The sequence below is a fragment of the Stenotrophomonas sp. SAM-B genome (assembly GCF_013387485.1).
Taxonomy (GTDB): domain Bacteria; phylum Pseudomonadota; class Gammaproteobacteria; order Xanthomonadales; family Xanthomonadaceae; genus Stenotrophomonas; species Stenotrophomonas maltophilia_AA.
Genome location: NZ_JABBXB010000006.1, coordinates 100,023 through 121,949, shown reverse-complemented (window position 1 = coordinate 121,949; position 21,927 = coordinate 100,023). Strand labels below are relative to the sequence as shown.

Annotated in this window: 14 protein-coding genes; 4 read left to right on the top strand and 10 right to left on the bottom strand. The window is 65.3% G+C overall.

All coding sequences use genetic code 11. The features are described from left to right. Nucleotides 1–56: 56 nt before the first annotated feature. The 5 genes from HH110_RS14035 to HH110_RS14015 form a co-directional block, all read right to left on the bottom strand. Nucleotides 57–698: a response regulator transcription factor gene (locus HH110_RS14035; RefSeq protein WP_206677555.1), complete on the bottom strand. Its 642-nt coding sequence runs from the start codon at nt 696–698 to the stop codon at nt 57–59. A 28-nt stretch (nt 699–726) separates the two neighbouring features. Continuing rightward, the gene (locus tag HH110_RS14030) at nt 727–3,882 is read right to left on the bottom strand and encodes a hybrid sensor histidine kinase/response regulator (protein WP_176990231.1); all 3,156 of its coding nucleotides are present in this window, start codon (nt 3,880–3,882) and stop codon (nt 727–729) included. A 122-nt stretch (nt 3,883–4,004) separates the two neighbouring features. Further along, nucleotides 4,005–4,676 (bottom strand): response regulator transcription factor, encoded by a 672-nt coding sequence (locus HH110_RS14025; RefSeq protein ID WP_176990230.1) that lies wholly within the window; start codon nt 4,674–4,676, stop codon nt 4,005–4,007. Further along, nucleotides 4,673–5,893 carry an EAL domain-containing protein gene (locus HH110_RS14020; RefSeq protein WP_176990229.1) on the bottom strand — a complete coding sequence of 407 codons (1,221 nt, stop codon included), beginning with the start codon at nt 5,891–5,893 and terminating at the stop codon, nt 4,673–4,675. The genes HH110_RS14025 and HH110_RS14020 overlap by 4 nt, the downstream gene beginning before the upstream one ends. Beyond that, on the bottom strand, nt 5,890–8,715 hold the full coding sequence (locus HH110_RS14015) for a response regulator (protein ID WP_176990228.1): 2,826 nt from the start codon (nt 8,713–8,715) through the stop codon (nt 5,890–5,892). Before HH110_RS14015 ends, HH110_RS14020 begins: the two co-directional genes overlap by 4 nt. Before the next feature lie 77 nt (nt 8,716–8,792). Between HH110_RS14015 and HH110_RS14010 the strand changes: the two genes are divergently transcribed. Further along, on the top strand, nt 8,793–9,623 hold the full coding sequence (locus HH110_RS14010) for a bifunctional 2-polyprenyl-6-hydroxyphenol methylase/3-demethylubiquinol 3-O-methyltransferase UbiG (RefSeq protein ID WP_194243767.1): 831 nt from the start codon (nt 8,793–8,795) through the stop codon (nt 9,621–9,623). A 60-nt stretch (nt 9,624–9,683) separates the two neighbouring features. Here HH110_RS14010 and HH110_RS14005 read toward each other — a convergent pair whose 3' ends face one another. Then, nucleotides 9,684–10,322: a response regulator transcription factor gene (locus HH110_RS14005; RefSeq protein ID WP_176990227.1), complete on the bottom strand. Its 639-nt coding sequence runs from the start codon at nt 10,320–10,322 to the stop codon at nt 9,684–9,686. Nucleotides 10,323–10,396: 74 nt separating this feature from the next. Between HH110_RS14005 and HH110_RS14000 the strand changes: the two genes are divergently transcribed. Beyond that, the gene (locus HH110_RS14000; protein WP_176990226.1) at nt 10,397–13,969 is read left to right on the top strand and encodes a transporter substrate-binding domain-containing protein; all 3,573 of its coding nucleotides are present in this window, start codon (nt 10,397–10,399) and stop codon (nt 13,967–13,969) included. A gap of 15 nt (nt 13,970–13,984) precedes the next feature. On the opposite strand, the gene HH110_RS13995 is transcribed toward HH110_RS14000, so the two are convergent. Together HH110_RS13995 and HH110_RS13990 are read right to left on the bottom strand one after the other, a co-directional pair. Then, nucleotides 13,985–14,374, bottom strand: coding sequence for a cytochrome c family protein (locus HH110_RS13995; protein WP_176990225.1), 390 nt, complete (start codon nt 14,372–14,374; stop codon nt 13,985–13,987). 98 nt (nt 14,375–14,472) lie between these two features. Further along, nucleotides 14,473–16,149 carry an electron transfer flavoprotein-ubiquinone oxidoreductase gene (locus HH110_RS13990; RefSeq protein WP_176990224.1) on the bottom strand — a complete coding sequence of 559 codons (1,677 nt, stop codon included), beginning with the start codon at nt 16,147–16,149 and terminating at the stop codon, nt 14,473–14,475. Between the two features lie 285 nt (nt 16,150–16,434). Between HH110_RS13990 and HH110_RS13985 the strand changes: the two genes are divergently transcribed. Further along, nucleotides 16,435–17,598 carry an acyl-CoA dehydrogenase family protein gene (locus HH110_RS13985; RefSeq protein WP_176990223.1) on the top strand — a complete coding sequence of 388 codons (1,164 nt, stop codon included), beginning with the start codon at nt 16,435–16,437 and terminating at the stop codon, nt 17,596–17,598. A gap of 43 nt (nt 17,599–17,641) precedes the next feature. Here HH110_RS13985 and trmL read toward each other — a convergent pair whose 3' ends face one another. Continuing rightward, nucleotides 17,642–18,121, bottom strand: a complete 480-nt coding sequence (trmL, locus tag HH110_RS13980) for a tRNA (uridine(34)/cytosine(34)/5-carboxymethylaminomethyluridine(34)-2'-O)-methyltransferase TrmL (RefSeq protein ID WP_176990222.1) — start codon at nt 18,119–18,121, stop codon at nt 17,642–17,644. Nucleotides 18,122–18,164: 43 nt separating this feature from the next. Next, nucleotides 18,165–18,644 (bottom strand): hypothetical protein, encoded by a 480-nt coding sequence (locus tag HH110_RS13975; protein ID WP_176990221.1) that lies wholly within the window; start codon nt 18,642–18,644, stop codon nt 18,165–18,167. A gap of 341 nt (nt 18,645–18,985) precedes the next feature. On the opposite strand from HH110_RS13975, the gene HH110_RS13970 reads away from it, so the two are divergent. Continuing rightward, the gene (locus HH110_RS13970) at nt 18,986–21,877 is read left to right on the top strand and encodes a pitrilysin family protein (RefSeq protein WP_176990220.1); all 2,892 of its coding nucleotides are present in this window, start codon (nt 18,986–18,988) and stop codon (nt 21,875–21,877) included. The last annotated feature ends 50 nt before the right edge of the window (nt 21,878–21,927 follow it).

The following is a 21,927-nucleotide window of genomic DNA, read 5'->3' as shown; positions in this document are numbered from 1 at the left end:
GCGGTCGAAAGACCGCGGGCTTTTCTACGTCTTCCTGCGAAGCAACCGCGACTCGATCAGCCGAAAAGGCCTGATTCCAGACAGAACGCGACCAGTTCCTGATCCGTCCGGGTGCCCAGCTTGCGCATGGCGCTGATCTTCTGGGTGCTGACTGTCTTGCTGCTGCGATTGAGCGCGCGAGCGATGTCGCCAACGCTCTGGCCGCTGGCGAACAGCCGAATCACTTCGAACTCCCGGGGCGACAAGGTGGCAGCCGAGGTTGGCTCGCCAGCCTCAGGTACCGTCTCTTCGCGAGGCAGTTCGGGGGAACGGTAGATCCGTTGTGCCAGCAGGCTGGTCAGGGCCCCGTCGAGCTCATTGAGGTTCCCGCTCTTGCGCACCACACCGCTGGCACCCGCGCGGTACATTTCGGCAACGATGGAGGGGTTGGACACCATCGTCAGTATCAGAACGCGAGTGTCCGGGAAATTGCGGGTCAGGTAGGAAATGAGCTTGATCCCATCCCCCATCCGCTCGTCACCAGGCATGCTGTAGTCGGTGATGATGATGTCCGGCGCATGTTGCTGTGCGAGTTCCACCAGCCCGGCCGGGTCCTGTGCCTGACCGACGACCTGGAAGCGCGGGTCGCGATCAACAAGGTCGGCGATGCCCGCCAGCACAATCGGGTGGTCGTCGGCAATGACGATCTTGGTCTTCAAGGCGGGGTCTCCGGATCGCGGGGAAAGGTCAAGTTGGATCGGTCGGGTCGGCGGATGTCGACTCGAGATGGGCCAAGGCGCATTCCAATCGGACAATGAACGCATCGATGCAAGGCGCGCAGTCCTCCGCACTGGTCCCGTCGTCGATTCTATCCTCGATACGCTTGCTCTCATCGGCCAACGGCTCTGCCGACACTATGACCAGCGCACCACGCAGGCGATGCAGCATGTGCTTGACGCCCTGCAGATCCCCGGTCTCCTGTGATCTGGCCAGCGCGGCCATATCATCACGCATGGTTTCCAGGAAGAGCGTCCGCATCCGCGGAGTGACCGACAGGACATCCGGGCTGGATCCGGTAACCGCCAAGGGGCTCAGATGCCGGTACAGATCGTCCAGCCGGATGGGCTTCACCAGACAATCGGCCATGCCCACGCTGCGGCAACGCGCGCGCTCAGTAGGGTCGGCATTTGCGGTGGCACCGAATATCGGCGCCGTGACGCCGTGCCCGTGCAGCCGCTCTGCCAGTGCATAGCCATCGACATGCGGCATGTTCAGGTCGGTGATGACCACATCGAAATGACGACGTGTCCAATAATCAAATGCCTCGGCGCCATCACTGGCGACGACGGCATGGCACCCGAGTCGCTCCAGCTGTTCACGCAGGATCATCTGGTTGATGGGGTTGTCCTCTGCGACCAGGACGCTCAGGTGGAGCGGCTGGAACGCCTTGGCCGACGGTTCCCCCTGCAGTGGCAGTGGGCGGCCGGTCGCGAGGAGCAGTGCATCGACCATCGCATCGAGGCGGTGCATGGACACCAGCCATACGCCGTTGACCTGTTGGGGATGATCGCCACCGCCGGTGCGGGCGACCACGTGGGGGCCGTCCCATGCGCCGATTGGTCCATTCATGGGGACCTCCAGAAGAGGCGTGCCAGGGATCGCATCCATGCCCGGGTCCCGGTGAAGCCCCTGCGCGAGGAAACCGCGCTTGCGCAGACGGGCGCACAGGGTGTCAATCAGCTCGCCGGCCGGCGAGCGCACGTAAACGCGCTGCTCTGCGTCGGCGGAACGTCCGGTCGGGGAGGAATCCTCTGGCCGGTCCAGCTCGAGCTCGAAACTGAAGCTGCTCCCAAGCCCCGTGTCACTCACCACTCTCAGTTGGCTGCCCATCAGGCCCACCAGTTGCGCGCTGATCGCCAACCCAAGGCCGGTGCCCCGCTGCGCATCGGCGCCCGGATTGGCCTGATAGAACGCTTCGAAGAGATGCGCTTGATGGTGTTCCTCGATCCCGATCCCGGTATCGGCCACCTGCCAGGCGAGCGTCGCCTTTCGCCCGCTCACGTCTCGTGCCTGAAGTCGGATGACCACGCGGCCGGCTTCGGTGAACTTGATGGCGTTGCTGACCAGGTTGTTCAGGACCTGACGTATCCTCGCCCCGTCGCCGTGTACGTGCTCAGGCACGTCGCCATCAATGCAGGCATACAGCTGCAGGTTCTTCCGCGTCGCGGACGCGGCATATGAGCGGAGTACCTCTTCGGTGAGTTCGGCCGGGGAGAACAGCACGGGCTCCAGGATTAGCTGTCCGGCTTCGGCTTTGGACACGTCCAGGATGTCACCAATCAACTGCATCAACGTGGATGACGAATGCTGGATGGTGCTCAGGTAGTCTCTCTGCTGACTGTCCAACGAGGTGAGGTCAAGCAGCTCCAGCGTGCCCAGGACGCCGTACAGGGGGGTGCGGATCTCATGGCTCATGGTCGCCAGGAACAGGCTCTTGGCGCGGTTCGCCTGATCGGCCTCCTGCCGAGCCTGTTGTAGAACCTGCTCGGCTTCATGCTGTGTAGTGAGATCGATGAACAGGCAAAGGGTGACAGGCTCGCCGCGATACCGGGCTTGGGTGGTATTGATCAGCAGGTGGCGTCCATCCGGTGTCCGGTAGGGGATCGTGCGGCTCTGCCCGGATTTCACCAACGTCAGTGCATCTTGACGCCACGTGCCATCCCAGCCGGGAGCGTCGTGTCGAGCACCCAGCCACTCGCGAGCCAGCGCATTCTCCAGTACCACGCTGCCATCACTGCTGCGAAGAAGACACAGCCCGATCGGAGCGGCCTCCAGGACGGTGCGGCTGAACGCCTCGCTCTCCTGCAGCCGTTCCTGATTCCTGCGCAGCGGCACCAGGACGGAGCGGCGGTAGCTGCGAAGCGCCACGATGCCACCGAGCGCAAGCAGGATGGCCGCAATCACGCCGCCGATCAGGGGCCAACGCTGGTGAAGCAGCACGCGCGCCCAGCCGACCTGATAGACCGCTTGCCAGCCTTCAGCGTCACGCATGCGATAGGTAATGCTCCCTGCGCTGTAGTGTCTGCTTTGCCCGCCGCCACCATCGACCTCCGGCCCGTAGAGCAGCCGCCCGTCGGGGGCCAGGATCGAAAGCCGGTCGTAAATAGGCTCTCCAAGCACCTGCTGGTGGTCGTCGATGCGGGACACATCCACCATGCAGGAGATCGCCGGGGTCCCGCCATTGGCCCATAGGGCCGCATCCTGGGGAGAGCGCATGACGGACAGCAGCCAACGGCTCCCATCGGCCAGATCGCGTCGGTGCCACCCCATGCCGCCGTTCTGCGGGCTTGTGATCGAGGCTTCTGCGTGAATGATGCCCATCATCCGGCGCAGGGTTGGATCCGCAGTGTTATCGGAACCGCTTATGGGAAGCGCATGCGGCACCAGGGCTGCCATCGTGCCGGTGCCATCGAGCAGGAGGCAACGGGGCGACGGATAGCGCGAATCGGACCAAAAGCTGCCATAGAATCCTGAGAAAGCTCTGCCCAACTCCATTGCTGCGGGTGAAGGGGGGGATCCGTTGCTGCTTACGACGGAAAATGGAGAGAAGGCTGCGGGGTAAGGACTGGCATCCAGAAAGCGTGGCGTAGCACGCTTTGAATCCGCGGAATCCAGCTGATGGCCCTGCCAGCGCGCCATGAAGCGCTCTTGTTCGTGCAGCGCACCAGAAAGGCGCTTGAAGTGGAAATCCACCTTCTGCTGCTCTTCCCGAAGCAGCTGTAGCGAGCTGGACAGAAGAAGGCCCGCCTGAATGGTGGCCACGGCGATGGTGCCCACGAGCAGGCTGTGCAGCCACAGGGACCTGCGCGCAAGCAAGCGCACGGGAGTGGACTCGACCGGCATGCATATCTCGTCTGACGGGCGGAGCGGCCCTTGCGAAGGATAATCGATAGGAACCCGGCCGCGCACGGAACGGGGAAGCTCCCCCCAGTGGTCTCACCCGTGTAACCATTCACGGGCTCCCGTCAGGTGACCTGGTCACCCATCCCGACAAAGTTCAGTCCCAGTGCTACCAGTTCCTGATCGCTCCTCGTACCGAGCTTGCGCTTCGCACTGGCCTTCTGGGCGCTGACGGTACAGCGGCTGCGATTGAATCTCGCCGCGATGTCACTCACGGTCTGGCCGTTGGAAAACAGCCTGACGACCTCCAGCTCCCGCGGCGACAGGCCGTGTCGAGGCGCTTGAGGGGGGTCAGTCGTTGCGCTGGAACGACCAGCGCTATTTGACCGATAAGTGCGCTGCATCCGTGCCGCTGTCAGTGCACTGAGAAGTTCAGCCGGATCCCCCGATTTGGTGATCACGCAGTGCGCTCCGACCCTGTACATCTCATCGATCATCCACGGGGTGGTGATCATTGTCAGAACCAGAACGGGGAGTGAGGGAAACGCTCTGTGCAGCCTGCCGATGAGCACGGAGCCATCGCAGGTGCGGGAATCGCCGGGCATCAGGTAGTCGGTGATCAGAATGTCAGGTTGTTGCGTATGGAGCGCCCTCATGAGTGCGGCGGAATCACTCACCTGTGCAACCACCCGGAATCGGGCGTCCTGCTCGATCAGTTCACGAACGCCCGCCAGTATGAACGGGTGATCGTCGGCAATCACAACGCGGGACGTCCCTCGGCCGTCCTGGCGTTTCATCGGCCGTCATTCCGCTGGGCGCGCGTCGCACCATTCAAAAGCTCTGCGAAGGCGTCTGCGGGGATCGCGGCGGAGATCAGATAGCCTTGCACTTGTGTGCAGCCGAGTGCCCGGAGCGTAGACAGCTCTTCATCCGTCTCCACACCTTCGGCGACGATGTTGAGGCCGAGCTTCTGGCCAAGCGTGATCACGGTGCTCAAGGCGCTCCGCAGTGCAGAATCCCGCGTGCAGCCATGTACCAGAGACCGATCGATTTTTACCTCGGTGAATGGAGCGCTCACCAGGTTGTGCACGGAGCTCAGTCCCTGTCCAAAGTCATCCTGGGCCAACCCGAAGCCTTTCATGCGCAGGCGGCAGGCGCCAGCGTAATAGTCGCTGACATGCCGGGTGGTGCTGCTCTCCATCAGCTCGAAACAAAGATCAGCAGGCGAGCCGCCGTGCTCAATGGTCAGCTCCGCCAGTTCCTCCGGCAAGGTGCTTCTTTCCAGGAGATGGGGAGGCAAATTGACTGATACGGGAATTCGAAAGCCCCTCGCGCGCCACTCGGCCTGCGCGCGAACGCTCATCTTCACCATGTGCCGCAGTAGTGCCAGCTCGAGTGAGTTTTCCTGGATCAACGGTAGGAACTGACCGGGCGATATCAAGCCCTGTTCTGGGTGGCACCAGCGGACCAACGCTTCGGCCGCCACCACGAGGCCGGAGCCCAGCGATTTTTTCGGCTGGAACCACGCCGTGATCTCACCGCTCTTCATGGCCCGCCACAACGTGTCGCGGCTTGCCGCCAACGGGAGCTTGGCCTCCTTGCTGACGGCGGCGACGCGATGCGCGCCTTCCTGCTTCTGGCTCAACAACGCCATTACATCGGCAACATCGCCAGGGGATACGGGCTTTGGGAGTACCGCAAGCACGCTGAATCCCAAGGATTCGGCCATCAGACGGGCGGAGAACATCATGCGTGTCGATGCCGAGCTGACCAATACCAGTGCAGGCTTCCGATCCTGGGCAGCCAGGCTCTGGATGAACTGAATGCCGTCCACCCCGGGCATCATCATGTCGGTGACGACCAGGTCGTAGGGACGCCAGTGGCACATCGCCAGCGCATCGGCGCCATCGCCCGAGGTATCTGCGTGGGTTCTCGATGCGCTGTTGAAGAGCTGAGCCAGCATGCTGCGTTGGAAGGCCTGGTCTTCCAGGATCAGTACATGGCGGATGGTCATGCCGGTGCTCCGTGGGACAGTTGGGTCAGGGCGCGGCGCAAGGTACCGATGTCAACGGGCTTCGCCAGGTAGCCGGCCATGCCACTGGCAAAGCAGCGTTCACGCTCTTCGGGGGTGGCGCTGGCTGTCGCGCCGATCACTGGGACAAGGATGTCGTGCTGACGCAGGCTTCTGGTCAACGCATGCCCGCTCATGCGCGGCATGTTGATGTCGGTCAACACCACGTCGAACGGTTGCGACCGGCACAGCTCCAAAGCATGCTGGCCGTCGGTTGCTGTCAGGACGCTGCAGCCGAGTGTTTCCAGCTGCTCCTTCATGATGATGCGATTGATCGGATTGTCCTCGGCGACCAGCACCCGCAGATCCAGCGCGTCGGGTCGGGATACCGCTGCCATCGGGACAGGGGCGTCGCTCTGTTGCAGCCGCGCCAACGCGTTTGCAATGGCGCGGATGCTGAACATTGTGACGGTGAGGTGGCGGGGGTTCTCCGGATCAACGACGGGCGTATCGCCTGCATCAGGCAGTGCGGTGACGCGGGGGCCCCGCCAGCTGACGGGGGGAGAGCCGCGTGGATCGCTGTCGAGCAGAATGGCGTTCTCGTCCGGCGCGAGCGGCATCCCCGGTTCATAGCGACGCACGGTGGCACCCCACCGCTGCAGCCAATCGCTCCCACTATCTGCCAACTCGGAAACAGAGCACCGGACATAGATCAGCGGTTGCGCCAGCAACTTGGGCGCACTTTCCTCGGGCGTGGCCCGCGAATCGGTCTTCAGCGGCAGCACCATCGTGAAACTGCTGCCCAGGCCGGGCTCGCTGACCAGACGGATGTCGCCGTTCATCAGCCGCACCAGTCGGTCGCTGATGGACAATCCCAGCCCTGCACCTTCCAAGCGGCTGTGTGTGCCGATCTGACGGAAGGGTTCGAACAGACGCGCATGTTCGGCTTGGGCGATGCCTACGCCGGTCTCAGTGACCTGCCAGCTTACGGACACCATATCCGCCTCACGTGCGACCAGCCGGACGCGCAGGCAGATGTTCCCGCTGTCAGTGAATTTGATCGCGTTGCTCAACAGATTTCCCAGAATCTGCCGAATCCGACCGGCGTCGCCCAGGACATGGTCCGGCAGCCCGGGGTCGGTGCACACCATGATCCGTATTCCCTTTCGTTCAGCGGCTGCCGCATACGCACGAAGGGTCGACTCCGCCAGATCCAAGGGGGAGAACGGTGCCACGACCAAGGTGAGCTGACCCGATTCAATCTTGGTCACATCCAGAATCTCGCTGATCAGCTGAAGCAGGGCCGAAGAGGATTGCTCGATGGTTGCAAGGTACTGGCTCTGTCGAGCGTCCAGTGACGTATGCGCCAACAGCTCCAGCGTGCCGAGCAGGCCATACAACGGGGTCCGGATCTCGTGGCTCATCGTGGCAAGAAAGGCAGTCTTGGCTTGACTGGCGGCGTCAGCCGCCTGCTTTGCCGCGGACAAGGCAGCCTGGATCTGACGATGTCGGCTCACGTCGTTGAAAACGCACAGCAGGACATCTTCGCCGTGATAGCGGGTCCGAGCGGCCAGCACCTGGAGTTGTCGGCCATCGCTGGTGGTGTAGTCCGCGCTGCGACGTTCGCCCAGCGGGTCCGCATTGCCGGTTCGCAGATTGCCCAGCCAGTCGCCTGCTGCGGCATCGTTGCCAAGCCAGTCACGTGCAAGCTGGTTCTCCACCATCGGGGTGCCATCGTGGCCGCGCAGCACGCAAACTCCGACCGGCGCCATCTCGATCACCGTGCTGCCGAAATCGAAGCTCTCCAGGAGTTGGCGATGCTGTAGCAGCGCCGGCTGGATCAACTGACGGTCGATGCGTCGAGTCAGCGCACGCAGCGCAACCACGCCAGCCAAGGACATCAGCAGCGAAATGCCCAGATGGGGCGCGATATCAACCAGCAGCAGGCTCAGGGGCGCGTGGTACACCAGCCGCCAGCCGTCTTCGCCAATGCCCTTGACCAGTGCCAGGCCTTCGGGACGTGCGCCATCCCAGATCCATCCGAACTCGTCCTGTGCATGCCGACGCATCCAGTTCGCGGAAGGGGAGCGCTCCCCTTGCGTCAGGACTGCCTCCCCGTGCCTGTCCAGCAAAGCAAAGTCGCCAATGCCGTTGCCATTCATGGTCTTGATCATGGCGTCCGAGTCAATCGCCAAGCCCAGCCAGTGGGAAGCGCCTGGTTCCGCGCCGCCGATCGCCCGGTAAAGATAAATAGGCGAACCCGTCTGTGTTGGTGCAACCCAGCGCACCCGGCTATCGCCAGGACTTTCACCTTCCGGCGCCAGCGGGCTTCCCACGGTGTGTTGTCGAGAGATGAAACTGGCGCTCGGCTCCTCGTGAGCAGCCGAGCGAACGGCCACTGAGGTGCCGTCAACGTGCACCAAGCGCACGCCAAAATCAGCCAAGGTCTGTTCAGCCCGTGCCGACAGGAGCAGAGTCAATTCCTGTCCGTCGCCCGCCGTACCCAATTGGAGTCGACGAACGTTCCGGTCATCGTCATGCCTCGAGGCGTGCGCCTTCTGGCTGGACGTGTGGACGTTGACGACCGAGTCGACCAGATAGTTCAGGAGGGCTTCGCGCTGGTCCACATAAAGCTGCGCTCGATACGCAGCAGCGTTCATCCCGCGCCTATGTACGGAGACGTCATCCCCCAGCTGAACGAGAACGTAGAAGATCCCGGTACCGACCAGGCACACCAGGATGCACGCCGACAGCCACCGCAGCAGCACGGTGGCTGCGACGGCAGGAGCGTCAATCGCGGGGTGCTGTGGAAGGAGGCGATGCATGAAAGCATGCTATGGAGACGCATCAAGCCACTCCATCAGCCAATCCTTAAAGGCCGTCTCCTCACGCGGAGGTCGGCATGTCCGTTCAGCTCCGGCCAGACGGGGCTGAACGGCCAATAAGGGTGTTTCCTGTGGCGTTGACCGGTTTTAGAATTGAATTCGATTCGGAGTCCAGCGTGTCCCAGAACATCTACGACAATCAGGCCTTTTTTGATGGCTATGCCCGACTGCCGCGCTCGCAGTTCGGTCTGGAGGCCGCTCCCGAGTGGCCGGCCATCCAAGCTATGCTTCCTGTGCTGACGGGAAAACGGGTCCTGGACCTTGGCTGTGGATACGGTTGGTTCTGCCGCAGGGCACGAGCCGCAGGAGCCGCCAAGGTGCTCGGTATCGACTTGTCCGAAAAAATGCTCGCACGAGCCCGAGAGCTCACCGACGACATCGACATCAGCTACCAGCGTGGCGATCTGGAGGAGCTCGTACTGCCGAGCCAGGCGTTCGACGTGGTCTACAGCCAACTGACGCTGCACTACCTTCCGGACATCGGCCCGCTGTTTGCTTCCATCCATCAGGCTCTGCCGCCTGGCGGTTGGTTTGTCTTCACGGTGGAGCACCCGATCTATACGTGCTCACCACGTCAGGGTTGGCTCACCGATGAAGAAGGTCAGCGTTCTTGGGCGGTCAATAATTACCAGAACGAAGGCCAGCGCGTCAGCAACTGGCTGGCTGACGGGGTGGTGAAGTATCACCGGACATTGAGCACGACATTGAACGCGTTGATTGCCGCCGGCTTTGCCATCCGCCACGTCAATGAGTGGGGGCCGACTGCGGAGCAGATTGACGCTAACCCAGCGCTTGCAGAAGAGGGGGAGCGTCCGATGATGGTCCTGTTTTCCGCACAGCGATTGTAGCCATGGTTTCACGAGGGATGGCGGGTTGATAGTCGCCACGCCGTCAGCGGACGGCGGCGATCAGCGTTCGCCGTCGCGCAGGTAATCGAACAGCTCGGCATCGCCCTTCAGGCCGAGCTTCAACATCGCATCGCCTTTCTGGCGGCTGATGGTGCTCACGCTCTTGTGTAGATGAATGGCGATCTCCTTGACCGTCATGCCGCTGCCGAGCAGGCGCAGCACTTCCACCTCGCGCGGTGACAGCGGTTTGGCCTCGCCTTCTTCCACGCTGTTCGTGCCGATCGCGTCAATGCGCTCTTTCAGCGTCTGGCTGACGTAGGGCATGCCACGCTGCACGGTCTGGATCGCGGTGGGCAGTTCGTCCATCGAGGAGGTCTTGTCGACCAGGCCCAGCACACCGGTGGCGACCACCATGCGCAGGATCGCCAGATTGTTGGACACGCTGAGCATCAGCACCGGCAACGTGGGAAAGCGGCGGCGGATCATCTCGATCATCGCGAATCCATCCGCCTGCTGGCCGCCGGGCATGGAGTAATCGGTCACCAGGACATCGCACGGATGTTCGGACAGCGCGGTCATCAGCTCGGCCACGGTACTGGCTTCGGCCACCACCTGGCCAACGCCACTGGACTCGATCACGGCCTTCGTGCCGATCCTTACGACCGGATGGTCATCGGCAATGATAATGCGCAGGGTCATGGACTAGTATTGCCTGTAAGGCAGCCGTCGGGCCGTGCCGGGATGGGGATATCATTCTACGGAGATCAGGCAGCATGCGTACCCACGTCGTTCGCTGGCTGGTGCTGGTCATGCTGGCAATGGCCTGGGTTGTGTCGGCTTCCGCCGCCAACCCTCCCGCCTTGTCGCCCCGGCAGAGCGAGTGGCTTGGCAGGCACCCTACCATCATCCTTGGCATGTACGACAGCGGCTGGCCGCCGTTTGAATCCCTGCGCGATGGCAAGCCTGCCGGTCTGGGCTACGACTACCTGAGCCTGCTCGCGCAGCAGCTGGGCGTGCAGGTGAAGGTGCGGATGTACCGCGACTGGACCGACGTGCTGGATGCGGCGTGCCGCGGCGAAGTCGACGTGGTGATGAACATCACCCTCACCGCCGACCGCACCCGCTGCATGGTCTACACGCGTCCCTACGCCGATGCCCCTTTGGCGCTGGTCGGTCGCCCCGGCGATACGCGGGCGTCGGCCGATCCTGATCTGCGCGGCCTGCGCGTGGTCACTGAGCGCGAGTTCGTCACCAGCGAAGACGTACGCGCGCGCTTTCCCGCCGCCCGCCGCGTGGTGGCCGACGACACCACCGCCGCGCTCACCATGGTGGGAAAAGGCGAGGCCGACGTGTACATCGGCAACGCCTACGTCGCCACTGCGCTGATCGCCGAGCGGCGGCTGACCGACGTGGCGCTGCTGCGCCCCAGTGACCTCGCACCGGAACGCCTGCACTTCGGTGTGCCCAATGCCAAGCAACCGTTGGCGGAGGCGCTGGACATGGGGCTGGCCGCGCTGGCAGAGCCCGAGCGGGAACGGCTGCGGCGGCGCTGGCTGCAGACACCGGCGTGGTCGCTGCAGTCGCAGTTGATCCTGGGCAATGCCGAGAAGCGCGTGCTGGCGACGCCGCTGCGGCTCGCCTTCGCTCCGAATGCGGCGCCGCTGGCCTTCATCGACAGCGCCGACCAACCCAGCGGTGTCTCGGCCGAGTACCTGCGCCTGCTGCGCAATGTCGGTGCGCAGCTGACCCGGGTTCCTGCCCACGACTGGTTCGATGTGCGCGAACAACTGCGGCGCGGCGACGTCGACGCGATCATGGGCATCCCCAACGATTCCAGCTACCTGGGCGACGACTGGGTGTTCAGCCAGCCCTTCATCACCGTCCCCAACGTGGTGGTCACCGCCGCGGGCAGTCCCTCGGTACTGGGCGTGCGCGACCTGGATGGGCGCAGCATCCTGCTGACCGATCCGGACCGCCTGCGCGGCTACGTCCTGCAACAGGCGCCGAACGCCCGCATCGTGCCCGCGCGCAGTGCCGAACTGGCGCTGGCACGGTTGGCCCATGGCGACGCCGATGCGTACATCGGCAACCTGGCGATCGTCGACCGGATCGTGCGCGAGCATTATCCCGCACAGCTGCACGTGGCCGCGCCGGCCGGCTTCAGCGACCGGCTGTCGCTGGCGGTCAAGCGCCAGTACGCACCGCTGGCCACGACCTTCGACCGGATGCTGGTCAACATGAGCGCCCGCGAGCACGAGGCGATCCGCAGCGATTGGCTCACGGCCGAGTACCGCAGCGATCTGGACTGGCGCGCGATCGCGGGCTGGGCGGTGCCGCTGGCGCTGGTGCTGCTGACCGCGCTGCTGGTGCATGGCTGGGGCCACTGGCGCCTGCGTGGGGAAGTGGCGATGCGCAGGCGGGTCGAGCAGCGGCTGGCGGAGGTCACCGACAACCTGCCGGCGATCGTCTACCAGGGACGTCGCGAGCGCGACGGCAGGTTGTCCCTGCCGTACATCGCCGGTGACACCGAAGCGCTGTTCGGGGTCACCGCCGCCGAAGCCATGGCCGATGAAAGCGCGCTGATGGACCGCATCGACGAGCGCGACCGCGCCGGTGTCCGCCAGGCCATGGAGCGCGCCGCACGCGACCTCACCCCGTTGGACATGGAATTCCGCACCTCCCCGCGGGGCACGTTGCGCTGGGTGCGCTCGCGCGCGCTGCCCTACGACGCCGAGGATGGTGCACTGCTGTGGAGCGGCTATTGGGTGGATGTCACCGAGGCGCGCGCGCAGGCCGATGCGCTGGCGTTGGCCAAGGCCGTCGCCGAGCGCGCCACGGCCGCGAAATCCGAGTTCCTGGCCACGATGAGCCATGAGATCCGCACGCCGATGTCGGGCGTGCTGGGCATGATGGAGGTGCTCTCGCATACCTCGCTGGACGGGGAGCAGCGCCGCATCATCGGCGTTATCGAAGACTCGGCGCAGATGCTGCGGCAGATTCTCGACGACCTGCTGGACTACTCCAGGATCGAGGCCGGTGCGCTGTCGCTGCAGCCGCATCCGGTCGCGCTGCGTGCGTTGCTCGGCAATGTGCAGCAGCTGCTCGCTCCGCAGGCGGTGGCCAAGGGACTGGACCTGCAGATCCAGATCGACGATGACGTGGCGCCCATGCATCTGGTCGACGGCCTGCGTCTGCGCCAGATCGCCTTCAACCTGCTCAGCAACGCCATCAAGTTCACCCACGCAGGAGAGGTCGGCATCGCGCTGGGGGTGCTCGATACCGATGCCGAGGGCGCACAGCGGCTGCGCCTGACCGTGCGCGACACCGGCATCGGCATTTCGCCCGCGCAGCGCGAGCGCCTGTTCGCACCGTTCGCACAGGCCGACGCGGCGACCAGCCGCCAGTACGGCGGCACCGGTCTGGGCCTGAGCATCTGCCAGCGGCTGGTGGCACTGATGCACGGCACCCTGATGCTGCACAGCGCACCGGGTGAAGGCACCTGCGTGGAGGTGCACCTGACCCTGCCCACCGTGCCGATCGACGAGCAGCCTGGCGCCGCCGAAGAACAGGCGCAGGTGCTGCCGTTGCCCGCCGCGCTGCTGCAGCGGCGGATACTGATCGTCGAGGACCATCCCACCAACCAGGCGGTGATGGGCTGGCGCATGCAGCAGCTCGGCCTGCCGCACGTCCTGGCCGAGAACGGCGAACAGGCGCTGGCGCTGCTCGCGCGCACCCGCTTCGATCTGGTCCTCACCGATTGCCGGATGCCGGTCATGGACGGCTACGCCATGACCCGGCGGATCCGCGACCAGGAGCGTGACCGCGGCAGCGCCCGGATGCCGGTGATCGCGCTGACCGCCAGCACGATGGGGAACGATCTGCAACGCTGCCGCGAGGCCGGCATCGATGACCTGCTCATCAAGCCGGTGGCGTTGGCCACGTTGCGTGAGGCACTGCTGCAGTGGTTGCCCGAGGTACCGCCGACCCCGTCAGCCGCACCGGATGCATCGGGCGTCACCGACGCGCCGCCCGACCGCGCCGCCCTTGTGCGGCGGTTTGGATCAGCGCATGTGGCGGACGTGTTGATCGAGGGCCTGTGCACGACGTCTGCCGACGATCTGGTGCAGCTGCAGGCGGCGCTGCATGAGCGGGCAGGGCCCGCGCTGGTGGAGGTGCTGCACCGGATGGTGGGCGGCCTGGCAACGCTGGGTGCGGACGCGCTGGCGGTCCAGGCGCGAGGCCTGATGGACCGCGTGGACGAAGACGGCGTGGCGGTGCACGCCGTGGCGGTCAGCGCGTTCGATACCGCGCTGCGCGATTACCTTGTGCAGCTGCAGGCGTCCTGAGCGCCACCAGGACGATCAGCGCTGCTGCTGCAGGTATTCGATCACCTGGCGCCGACGCTCCGGGTCGACGGTGGCGTTGACCATGCGGGTACCCGGCACCACCTGCGCAGGCGAGCGCAGGAAGGCATCCAGAGTCTGTTCGTTCCAGGTCAGCCCGGCCTCCCGCATCGCGTTGGAGTAGGGGTAGCCCGCGACGCTGCCGGCACGGCGGCCGATCACGCCATGCAGGTTCGGACCGAAGCGGTGCACGCCACCGGCGCTGACCGTGTGGCAGCCGGCGCAGATCGCGAACGCGCGCTGCAGAGCCTGCTGATGGGCCTGTTCCGGCGTCTGCGGGGTGCGCGCGCACGCGGTCAGCACGAGGCAGACCAGCAACGGCAGGGGGGATCGGAACGCAGGGGGCATGGCGCAGCGGAGATGTCCGGCAGGACGATCAGGATAGCCAGTGCGGCGGTGCCTGCCGCGCCCGACGGCCTGCGACCGGTGGTCGCAGGCCATGCCGGTCACATGCCCGAGTAGTTCGGTCCGCCGCCGCCCTGCGGCGCGACCCACACGATGTTCTGGGTCGGGTCCTTGATGTCGCAGGTCTTGCAGTGCACGCAGTTCTGCGCATTGATCTGCAGCTGCTCATGCCCGTCGCTGCCGACGAACTCATACACGCCGGCCGGGCAGTAGCGTGCTTCCGGCCCGGCATACTCGGCCAGGTTGATGCGCACCGGCACGCTGGGGTCCTTGAGCGTGAGGTGGCCGGGCTGGTCTTCGGCGTGGTTGGTGCTGCTCAGGAACACCGAACTGAGCCGGTCGAAGGTGAGCACGCCATCCGGCTTGGGATAGGTGATCTTGGCGTGCTTGGACGCCGGTTCGAGGCACGCGTGGTCCGGCGTGCTGTGGCGCAGCGTCCACGGCGGGTTGCGGATGCCGAGCTTGGGCAGCAGCCACTGTTCGACACCGGTCATCAGCGCGGCCACGGTCTGGCCCTTCTTGAACCATTGCTTGAAGTTCTTGGCCTGCAGCAGCTCGGCATGCAGCCAGCTGGCCTCGAACGCCTGCGGGTACGCGCTCAGCTCATCGTGCTGGCGATCGGCGACCAGCGCATCGAAGGCGGCATCGGCGGCGAGCATGCCGGTCTTGAGCGCGGCATGGCTGCCCTTGATCCGGCTGACGTTGAGGTAGCCGGCCTCGCAGCCGACCAGCGCGCCCCCCGGGAACACCGTCTTGGGCAGCGACATCAGGCCACCGGCGGTGATCGCGCGGGCGCCATAGCCGATGCGCTTGCCACCTTCCAGATGCTTGCGGATATCCGGGTGGGTCTTGAAGCGCTGGAACTCTTCGAACGGGCTCAGCCACGGGTTCTTGTAGTCCAGGCCGACCACATAGCCGATCGAGACCTTGCCGCCTTCGGCGTGGTACAGGAACGCGCCACCATAGGTGTCGTTGTCCAGCGGCCAGCCGGCGGCATGCACCACCAGGCCCGGTTCGTGCTTGGCCGGATCGATCTGCCACAGTTCCTTGATGCCGATGCCGTAGGCCTGCGGATCCTTGCCGGCATCGAGCTGGAAGCGCGCGATCAGCTGGCGGCCGAGATGGCCGCGCGAGCCTTCGGCAAAGATCGTGTACTTGGCGTGCAGCGCCATGCCGCGCTCGAACGCGGGGCCGGGCTGGCCGTTCTTCTCGATGCCCATGTCGCCGGTCGCCACGCCGATCACCGCGCCGTCGTCGCTGTACAGCACTTCCGCCGCCGGGAAGCCGGGGAAGATCGCCACTTCCAGCGCCTCGGCCTGCTGCGCCAGCCAGCGGGTCACTTCGCCGAGGCTGACGATGTAGTTGCCCTCGTTGTGGAAGCACTCCGGCAGCAGCGCGTTGGGCGTGCTGCGCGCGCCCGTCTCATTGAGGAACAGGAATTCGTCGCGGGTGACCTTCTGCTTCAGCGGCGCGCCGCGCTCGGCCCAGTCCGGGAACAGTTCGGTCAGCGCGCGCGGGTCCATCACCGCACCGGACAGGATGTGCGCGCCGGGTTCGGAGCCCTTTTCCAGGATGCACACCGACAGCTCGCGGCCGGCCTCGATGGCGCGCTGGCGCAGCCGGATCGCGGTGGCCAGGCCGGCAGGGCCACCACCCACGATCACCACATCGAATTCCATCACTTCACGCGGGGGCAGGACGTTGATTTCTTCGCTCATGGGGCTGCGTAACTCTTGGGTAGTGCCGCGGTTGAACGGGCGGCGGTTGCCTGGGAATCGCGCGTGTCACACCACGGCGAAACGGTTGGATCAGTGCGCCAGAGTACCGGCCCGGCGCATTTAAGCCTAGATCGCCGACGATGACAGCGGTGTCGCCGCGTGTCCGGCACGCTGATGGTGCGGCGCAGCACGCCGCGTGCGTGCCGGTAGTCGCCGCGTCCCTTGGCCCATTCCACGACAACGACCACAATGGGGGCCTGTTCCACCGCCACCTGCCGGGATGCCATGTCACTGAATCCGTTCGATCTGTTCGATATCCGTTCGCTGCTCAGCGAGGAGGAGCGCGCGGTGCAGGCAACGGTGGCGCGCTTCACCGATACGCGGGTGCTGCCGATCATCGGCGATGCCTTCGACGACGGACGTTTCCCGGATGAGTTGATCCCGGAAATCGCCTCGCTCGGCCTGCTCGGCTCCAGCCTGCCCGAGCAGTACGGCGGCGGCGGACTGAACGCGGTGAGCTATGGCTTGATCTGCCAGGAACTGGAGCGCGGCGATTCGGGCCTGCGCAGTTTCGTCTCGGTGCAGAGTTCGCTGTGCATGTACCCGATCTACGCCTACGGTAGCGAAGAACAGCGCGTGCGCTGGTTGCCGGACATGGCCACCGGCACGGTGATCGGCTGCTTCGGCCTGACCGAGGCGCACGGCGGCTCCGATCCGGCGGCGATGAAGACCCGCGCGGTGCGCGACGGCAGTGACTGGGTGATCAACGGCAGCAAGATGTGGATCACCAGCGGGCCGGTGGCGGATATCGCGATCATCTGGGCGCATACCGAGGATGGCATCCAGGGCTTCGTGCTGGAAAAGGGCATGGCCGGGTTCAGCACGCAGGAGATCAAGCACAAGATGAGCCTGCGCGCCTCGCTCACCGGTGCGCTGTTCTTCGACAACGTGCGCGTGCCCGACCGTAACCGGTTGCCGAACGTGCAGGGCCTGAAGGGTCCGCTGGGCTGCTTGAACCAGGCACGCTACGGGATCAGCTGGGGCCCGATCGGCGCCGCGGTGGCCTGCCTGGATGAAGCACTGGCCTACACCAAGCAGCGCGTGCTGTTCGGCCGGCCGGTGGCCGCCACGCAGAGCGCGCAGATCAAGCTGGCCGACATGGCGCGGCGGATCACCACCGCGCAGTTGCTGGCATTGCAGCTGGGGCGCCTGAAGGACGCCGGGCAGCTGCAGCCGCAGCAGGTCAGCCTGGCCAAGTGGAACAACTGCCGCATGGCCATCGACATCGCGCGCGAGTGCCGCGACCTGCTCGGCGGCGCCGGCATCACTACCGAGCACGTCGCGATCCGGCACGCGCTCAATCTGGAATCGGTGATCACCTACGAGGGCACCGAGACCGTGCACCAGTTGGTGATCGGGCGCGAGCTGACCGGGATCAACGCGTTTTGAGCCGGTAGGTGCCGACCGTTGGTCGGCACGCGGTGACGCAATGTCACACCCCGCCGGCAAACCCGTGCTGGCGCCAGGCCTCATACATCACCACGGCCACGGTATTGGAGAGGTTGAGGCTGCGGTTGTCCGGTTGCATCGGCAGGCGCAGGCGTCGGCCGTGGGGCAGGCTGTCGAGCAGGTCCTGGGGCAGGCCGCGGGTTTCCGGGCCGAACAGGAAGGCATCGCCATCGTCGAATTGCGGGGTGTCGTAACGCACGCTGCCGCGGGTACTCAGCGCGAACAGGCGCTTGGGCGCAATCATCTGCAGGGCGGTCTCAAGGTCTGGATGGACCTGCAGTCGGGCGTATTCGTGATAGTCCAGGCCGGCGCGCTTGAGCTGCTTGTCGCTCAGGTCGAAACCGAGCGGCTCGATCAGGTGCAGCCGCGCGCCGGTATTGGCGCAGAGGCGGATCACATTGCCGGTGTTCGGCGGAATTTCGGGTTGGAACAGGACGACATGGAACGTGGGCGTGGCAGTCATCGGCGAAGTGTACGCCGAGGCTGCGGGGGACCGCAGCTACGGCTTACTGGCGGATCAGGGTCGAGGCGGCGACAGCAGCGGTTTCCAGCGCCAGGGCCTGCAGATCGGCGGCCGACGGACGCACCTGCAGGGTCGGCAGGTTGATGATCACTTCGTTGGCGACGGCGGTGGCGGCCGCGGTGAAGGTGGCGACATAGCCGCGATCGTTGCGCTGTTCGCCGGCCAGGGCCTGGCGCTGTTCGGCGGTCGGGCGCACTTCGACGGCAGCCAGCGTGGTGACGCGGCGGGTGGCAGCCAGTTCGGCGCGGTAATCGGCGATCAGGCCGGCGGTCGGGCGGACTTCAACGACGGCCAGGGTCGGGATGCTGCTGGTGCGCTCGACGTCGGCCTGGGCGATCTGGTCGGCCGACGGGCGGACCTGCACGGTCTCCAGGGTGACGATGGCGGGGGAGGCCTGCACCGACGAAGCAAACGCGGAACCGGCGGCGATGGCGATGGCGATGGCGAGAGTCTTGGTGTTCATGGCGAGGTCCTGTTTAGTGTTGGTGAGCAGTGGTGTGGTAGTAAGGTAGTACACCGATTCGGGGCTTGCAAGAACAATTTCAACTTTCTTGTTTTTGTTCAGCATCCAGTCAGTTTCGGTTTGATCCTTGCTTCCCTTGCCAGTACCGAGCAGGTCGCGTGCCAACTTTTCACCGTTGATTTCAAAGGGTTTTTGTCGATGTCGCGGTGTCCGCTGTCCGGACAGTTGTCCGCCGCAGGGCCTGCAGGCTGTCCGTTTTGACCCCAATGACTGTTGGCCGATGCCTTTTGCCTGGGCGGCGCGCTAGCATCCGGCTTCACTTTCATGACCAAGGAACCGGAATGACCGTCCAACTTCGACCGCGTGCTGCGCTGCTGGCTGTCGCGCTCTCCGCCGCCCTGGGCTCGCTCGCCCCTGCGCCGGTCCTGGCAAAGCCGGCCACGGTGGCCAAGGTCGACATTCCGTTCGAGCAGTTCACCCTGCCCAATGGCCTGCGCGTGGTGGTGCACACCGACCGCAAGGCGCCGATCGTGGCCGTCAACATCTGGTACCACGTCGGCAGCAAGGACGAGCCCGCCGGCCGCACCGGCTTCGCCCACCTGTTCGAACACCTGATGTTCCAGGGCAGCGAGAACCACGACGGCGAGTATTTCGAGCCCTTCAAGCAGGTCGGCGTGACCGGCCAGAACGGCACCACCAATACCGACCGCACCAATTACTTCGAGAATGTGCCCACCACCGCGCTGGACATGGCGTTGTGGATGGAGTCCGACCGCATGGGCCATCTGCTCGGCGCGATCGACCAGGCCGCGCTCGACGAACAACGCGGCGTGGTGCAGAACGAAAAGCGCCAGGGCGAGAACCAGCCGTATGGCCAGGTCTGGGAAAAGCTGACGCGCGCGATGTATCCGGCCGGCCACCCGTACCACCACAGCGTGATCGGCTCGATGAACGATCTCAACGCCGCCTCGCTGGATGACGTGAAGAGCTGGTTCCGCACCTGGTACGGCCCGAACAATGCGGTGCTGGTGCTGGCCGGCGACATCGACGTGGCCACCGCGAAGGAAAAGGTCGCCAAGTACTTCGGCGACATCCCGGCCGGCCCGAGCATGGCCCAGCCCAAGGTGGACGTGGCCAAGCGCGAGAAGAGCTCGCGCGAAGTGATGACCGACAAGGTGCCGCAGGCGCGCATCTACCGCGCCTGGAACGTGGCGCAGGTCGGCACCACCGACATCGACCAGCTGCAGCTGTTCGCGCAGGTCCTCGGCGGTGCCAAGTCCTCGCGCCTCGATCAGCGCCTGCTGCACCAGGACAAGCTGGTCGACAACATCAGCGCCGGTGCCTACAGCTCGCAGCTGGGCTCCAACTTCGTGATCATGGCCAGCGTCAAGCAGGGCGTGGACCCGGCCAAGGTCGAGGCGATCATCGATGAGGAAGTGAAGCGCCTGGCCAAGGACGGTCCGACCGCCGATGAGCTCAGCCGTGGCAAGACCGCATTCCGCGCCGGCTTCATCCGCGGCATCGAGCGCATCGGTGGTTTCGGCGGCAAGGCCGATGCGCTGGCCGAGTGCACCGTGTACGAAGGTGACCCGGGCTGCTTCCGCAAATCGCTGGCGACCATCGATGCGGCCACTGCCGCGCAGGTGCGTGATGTCGGTGCCAAGTGGCTGGGCATCGGCGACCACACCATCGTGGTCGAGCCGGGTGCGCGCGTTGCCTTGGCCGAACTGCCGTCGGAAACGCCCAAGCCGTTCACCGTGCCGGCCGTCGATCCGACGTTCACCACCCTGCCCAAGCAGGTCGACCGCAGCACCGGCGTGCCGCAGACCAAGACCTTCCCGGATCTGAAATTCCCGGAACTGCACCGCGCTACGCTGAAGAACGGCACCCAGGTGATCCTGGCCGAGCGCCATGACATCCCGGTCGTGCAATTCAGCTATGAATTCCCGGGGGGCTTCACTGCCGACCAGGGCCGCAAGTCCGGCACGGCCAACTTCACCATGGGCCTGCTCACCGAAGGTGCCGGCAAGCTCGGCGCGCTGCCGTTCGCCGACGCGGCCGACGCACTGGGCGCCAAGCTTGATGCCTCCGCCTCGCTCGACAGCACCAGCGTGTACCTGTCGGCGCTGAAGGAGAACCTGGCGCCATCGCTGGCGCTGTATGCCGACATGCTGCGCCAGCCGCGCTTCGATCAAGGCGAGATCGATCGGGTCAAGGCGACCTGGATCGCCGGCATCCAGCAGGAGAAGGTCAACCCCAGCGCGGTTGCGATGCGCGTGATGCCGACGCTGCTGTACGGCGCGGGCCATCCATACGCGATCCCGTTCACCGGCAGCGGCAATGAGGTGGACATCCAGTCCATGACCCGCGAAGACCTGGTGGACTTCCACCGTGATTGGCTGCGCCCGGAGCAGGGCACGCTGATCGTGGTCGGCGACACCACGCTGAAGGAAATCGTACCGTTGCTGGAACGCCAGCTTGGCAACTGGAAGGCTGAAGGCCCCGCGCCACAGGTCAAGGCGCCGGTGGACGTCGCACGTCCGGCGCATGCCCGTGTGTACCTGATCGATCAGCCGGGCGCGGTGCAGGCCAACCTGTTCGCCAGCCAGGTGGTCCCCTCGTCCAAGGACCCCGGCTCGACCCGCTTCGATATCGCCAACGGCGTGCTCGGCGGCGACTTCACCTCACGCCTGAACATGAACCTGCGTGAGCAGAAGCACTGGTCCTACGGTGCCGGCAGCAGCGCCAGCAACACCCTGGGCCAGCGCCCGTGGGGCGCCCGCGCACCCGTGCAGATCGACAAGACCGCTGAGTCCATGCAGGAGATGCAGAAGGAGATCGCCGAGTTCGCCAGCGGGGCCAAGCCGGCCACGCCGGCCGAAGTGGCGCGCATCCGCAACATCCAGAACCTGAGCCTGCCGGGTGCCTATGAGACCGCCAGTGCCGTGATGGGCACCATCAGCGGGATCGTGCGTTACCAGCGTCCGGACGACTATGTGGTCCGGCGCAAGGCCGAGGTCGAAGCGATGACCCCGGCCCAGGTGCAGCAGGCCGCGGCCACGCTGGACCCGAACGCACTGACCTGGGTGGTGGTCGGTGACCTCAAGCAGACCGAGGCGCCGGTGCGTGCGCTCAACCTCGGCCAGGTGCAGGTGATCGATGCGGAAGGGAACGCCGTCCAGGCCCCGGCCGCGCCGGTCGCTCCGGCGGCCGCGAAGCCCAAGGCCCGGTAATGCCGACCGCTGGCCGGCCACCGCGCCGGCCAGCACATCGGGTGTCGGGA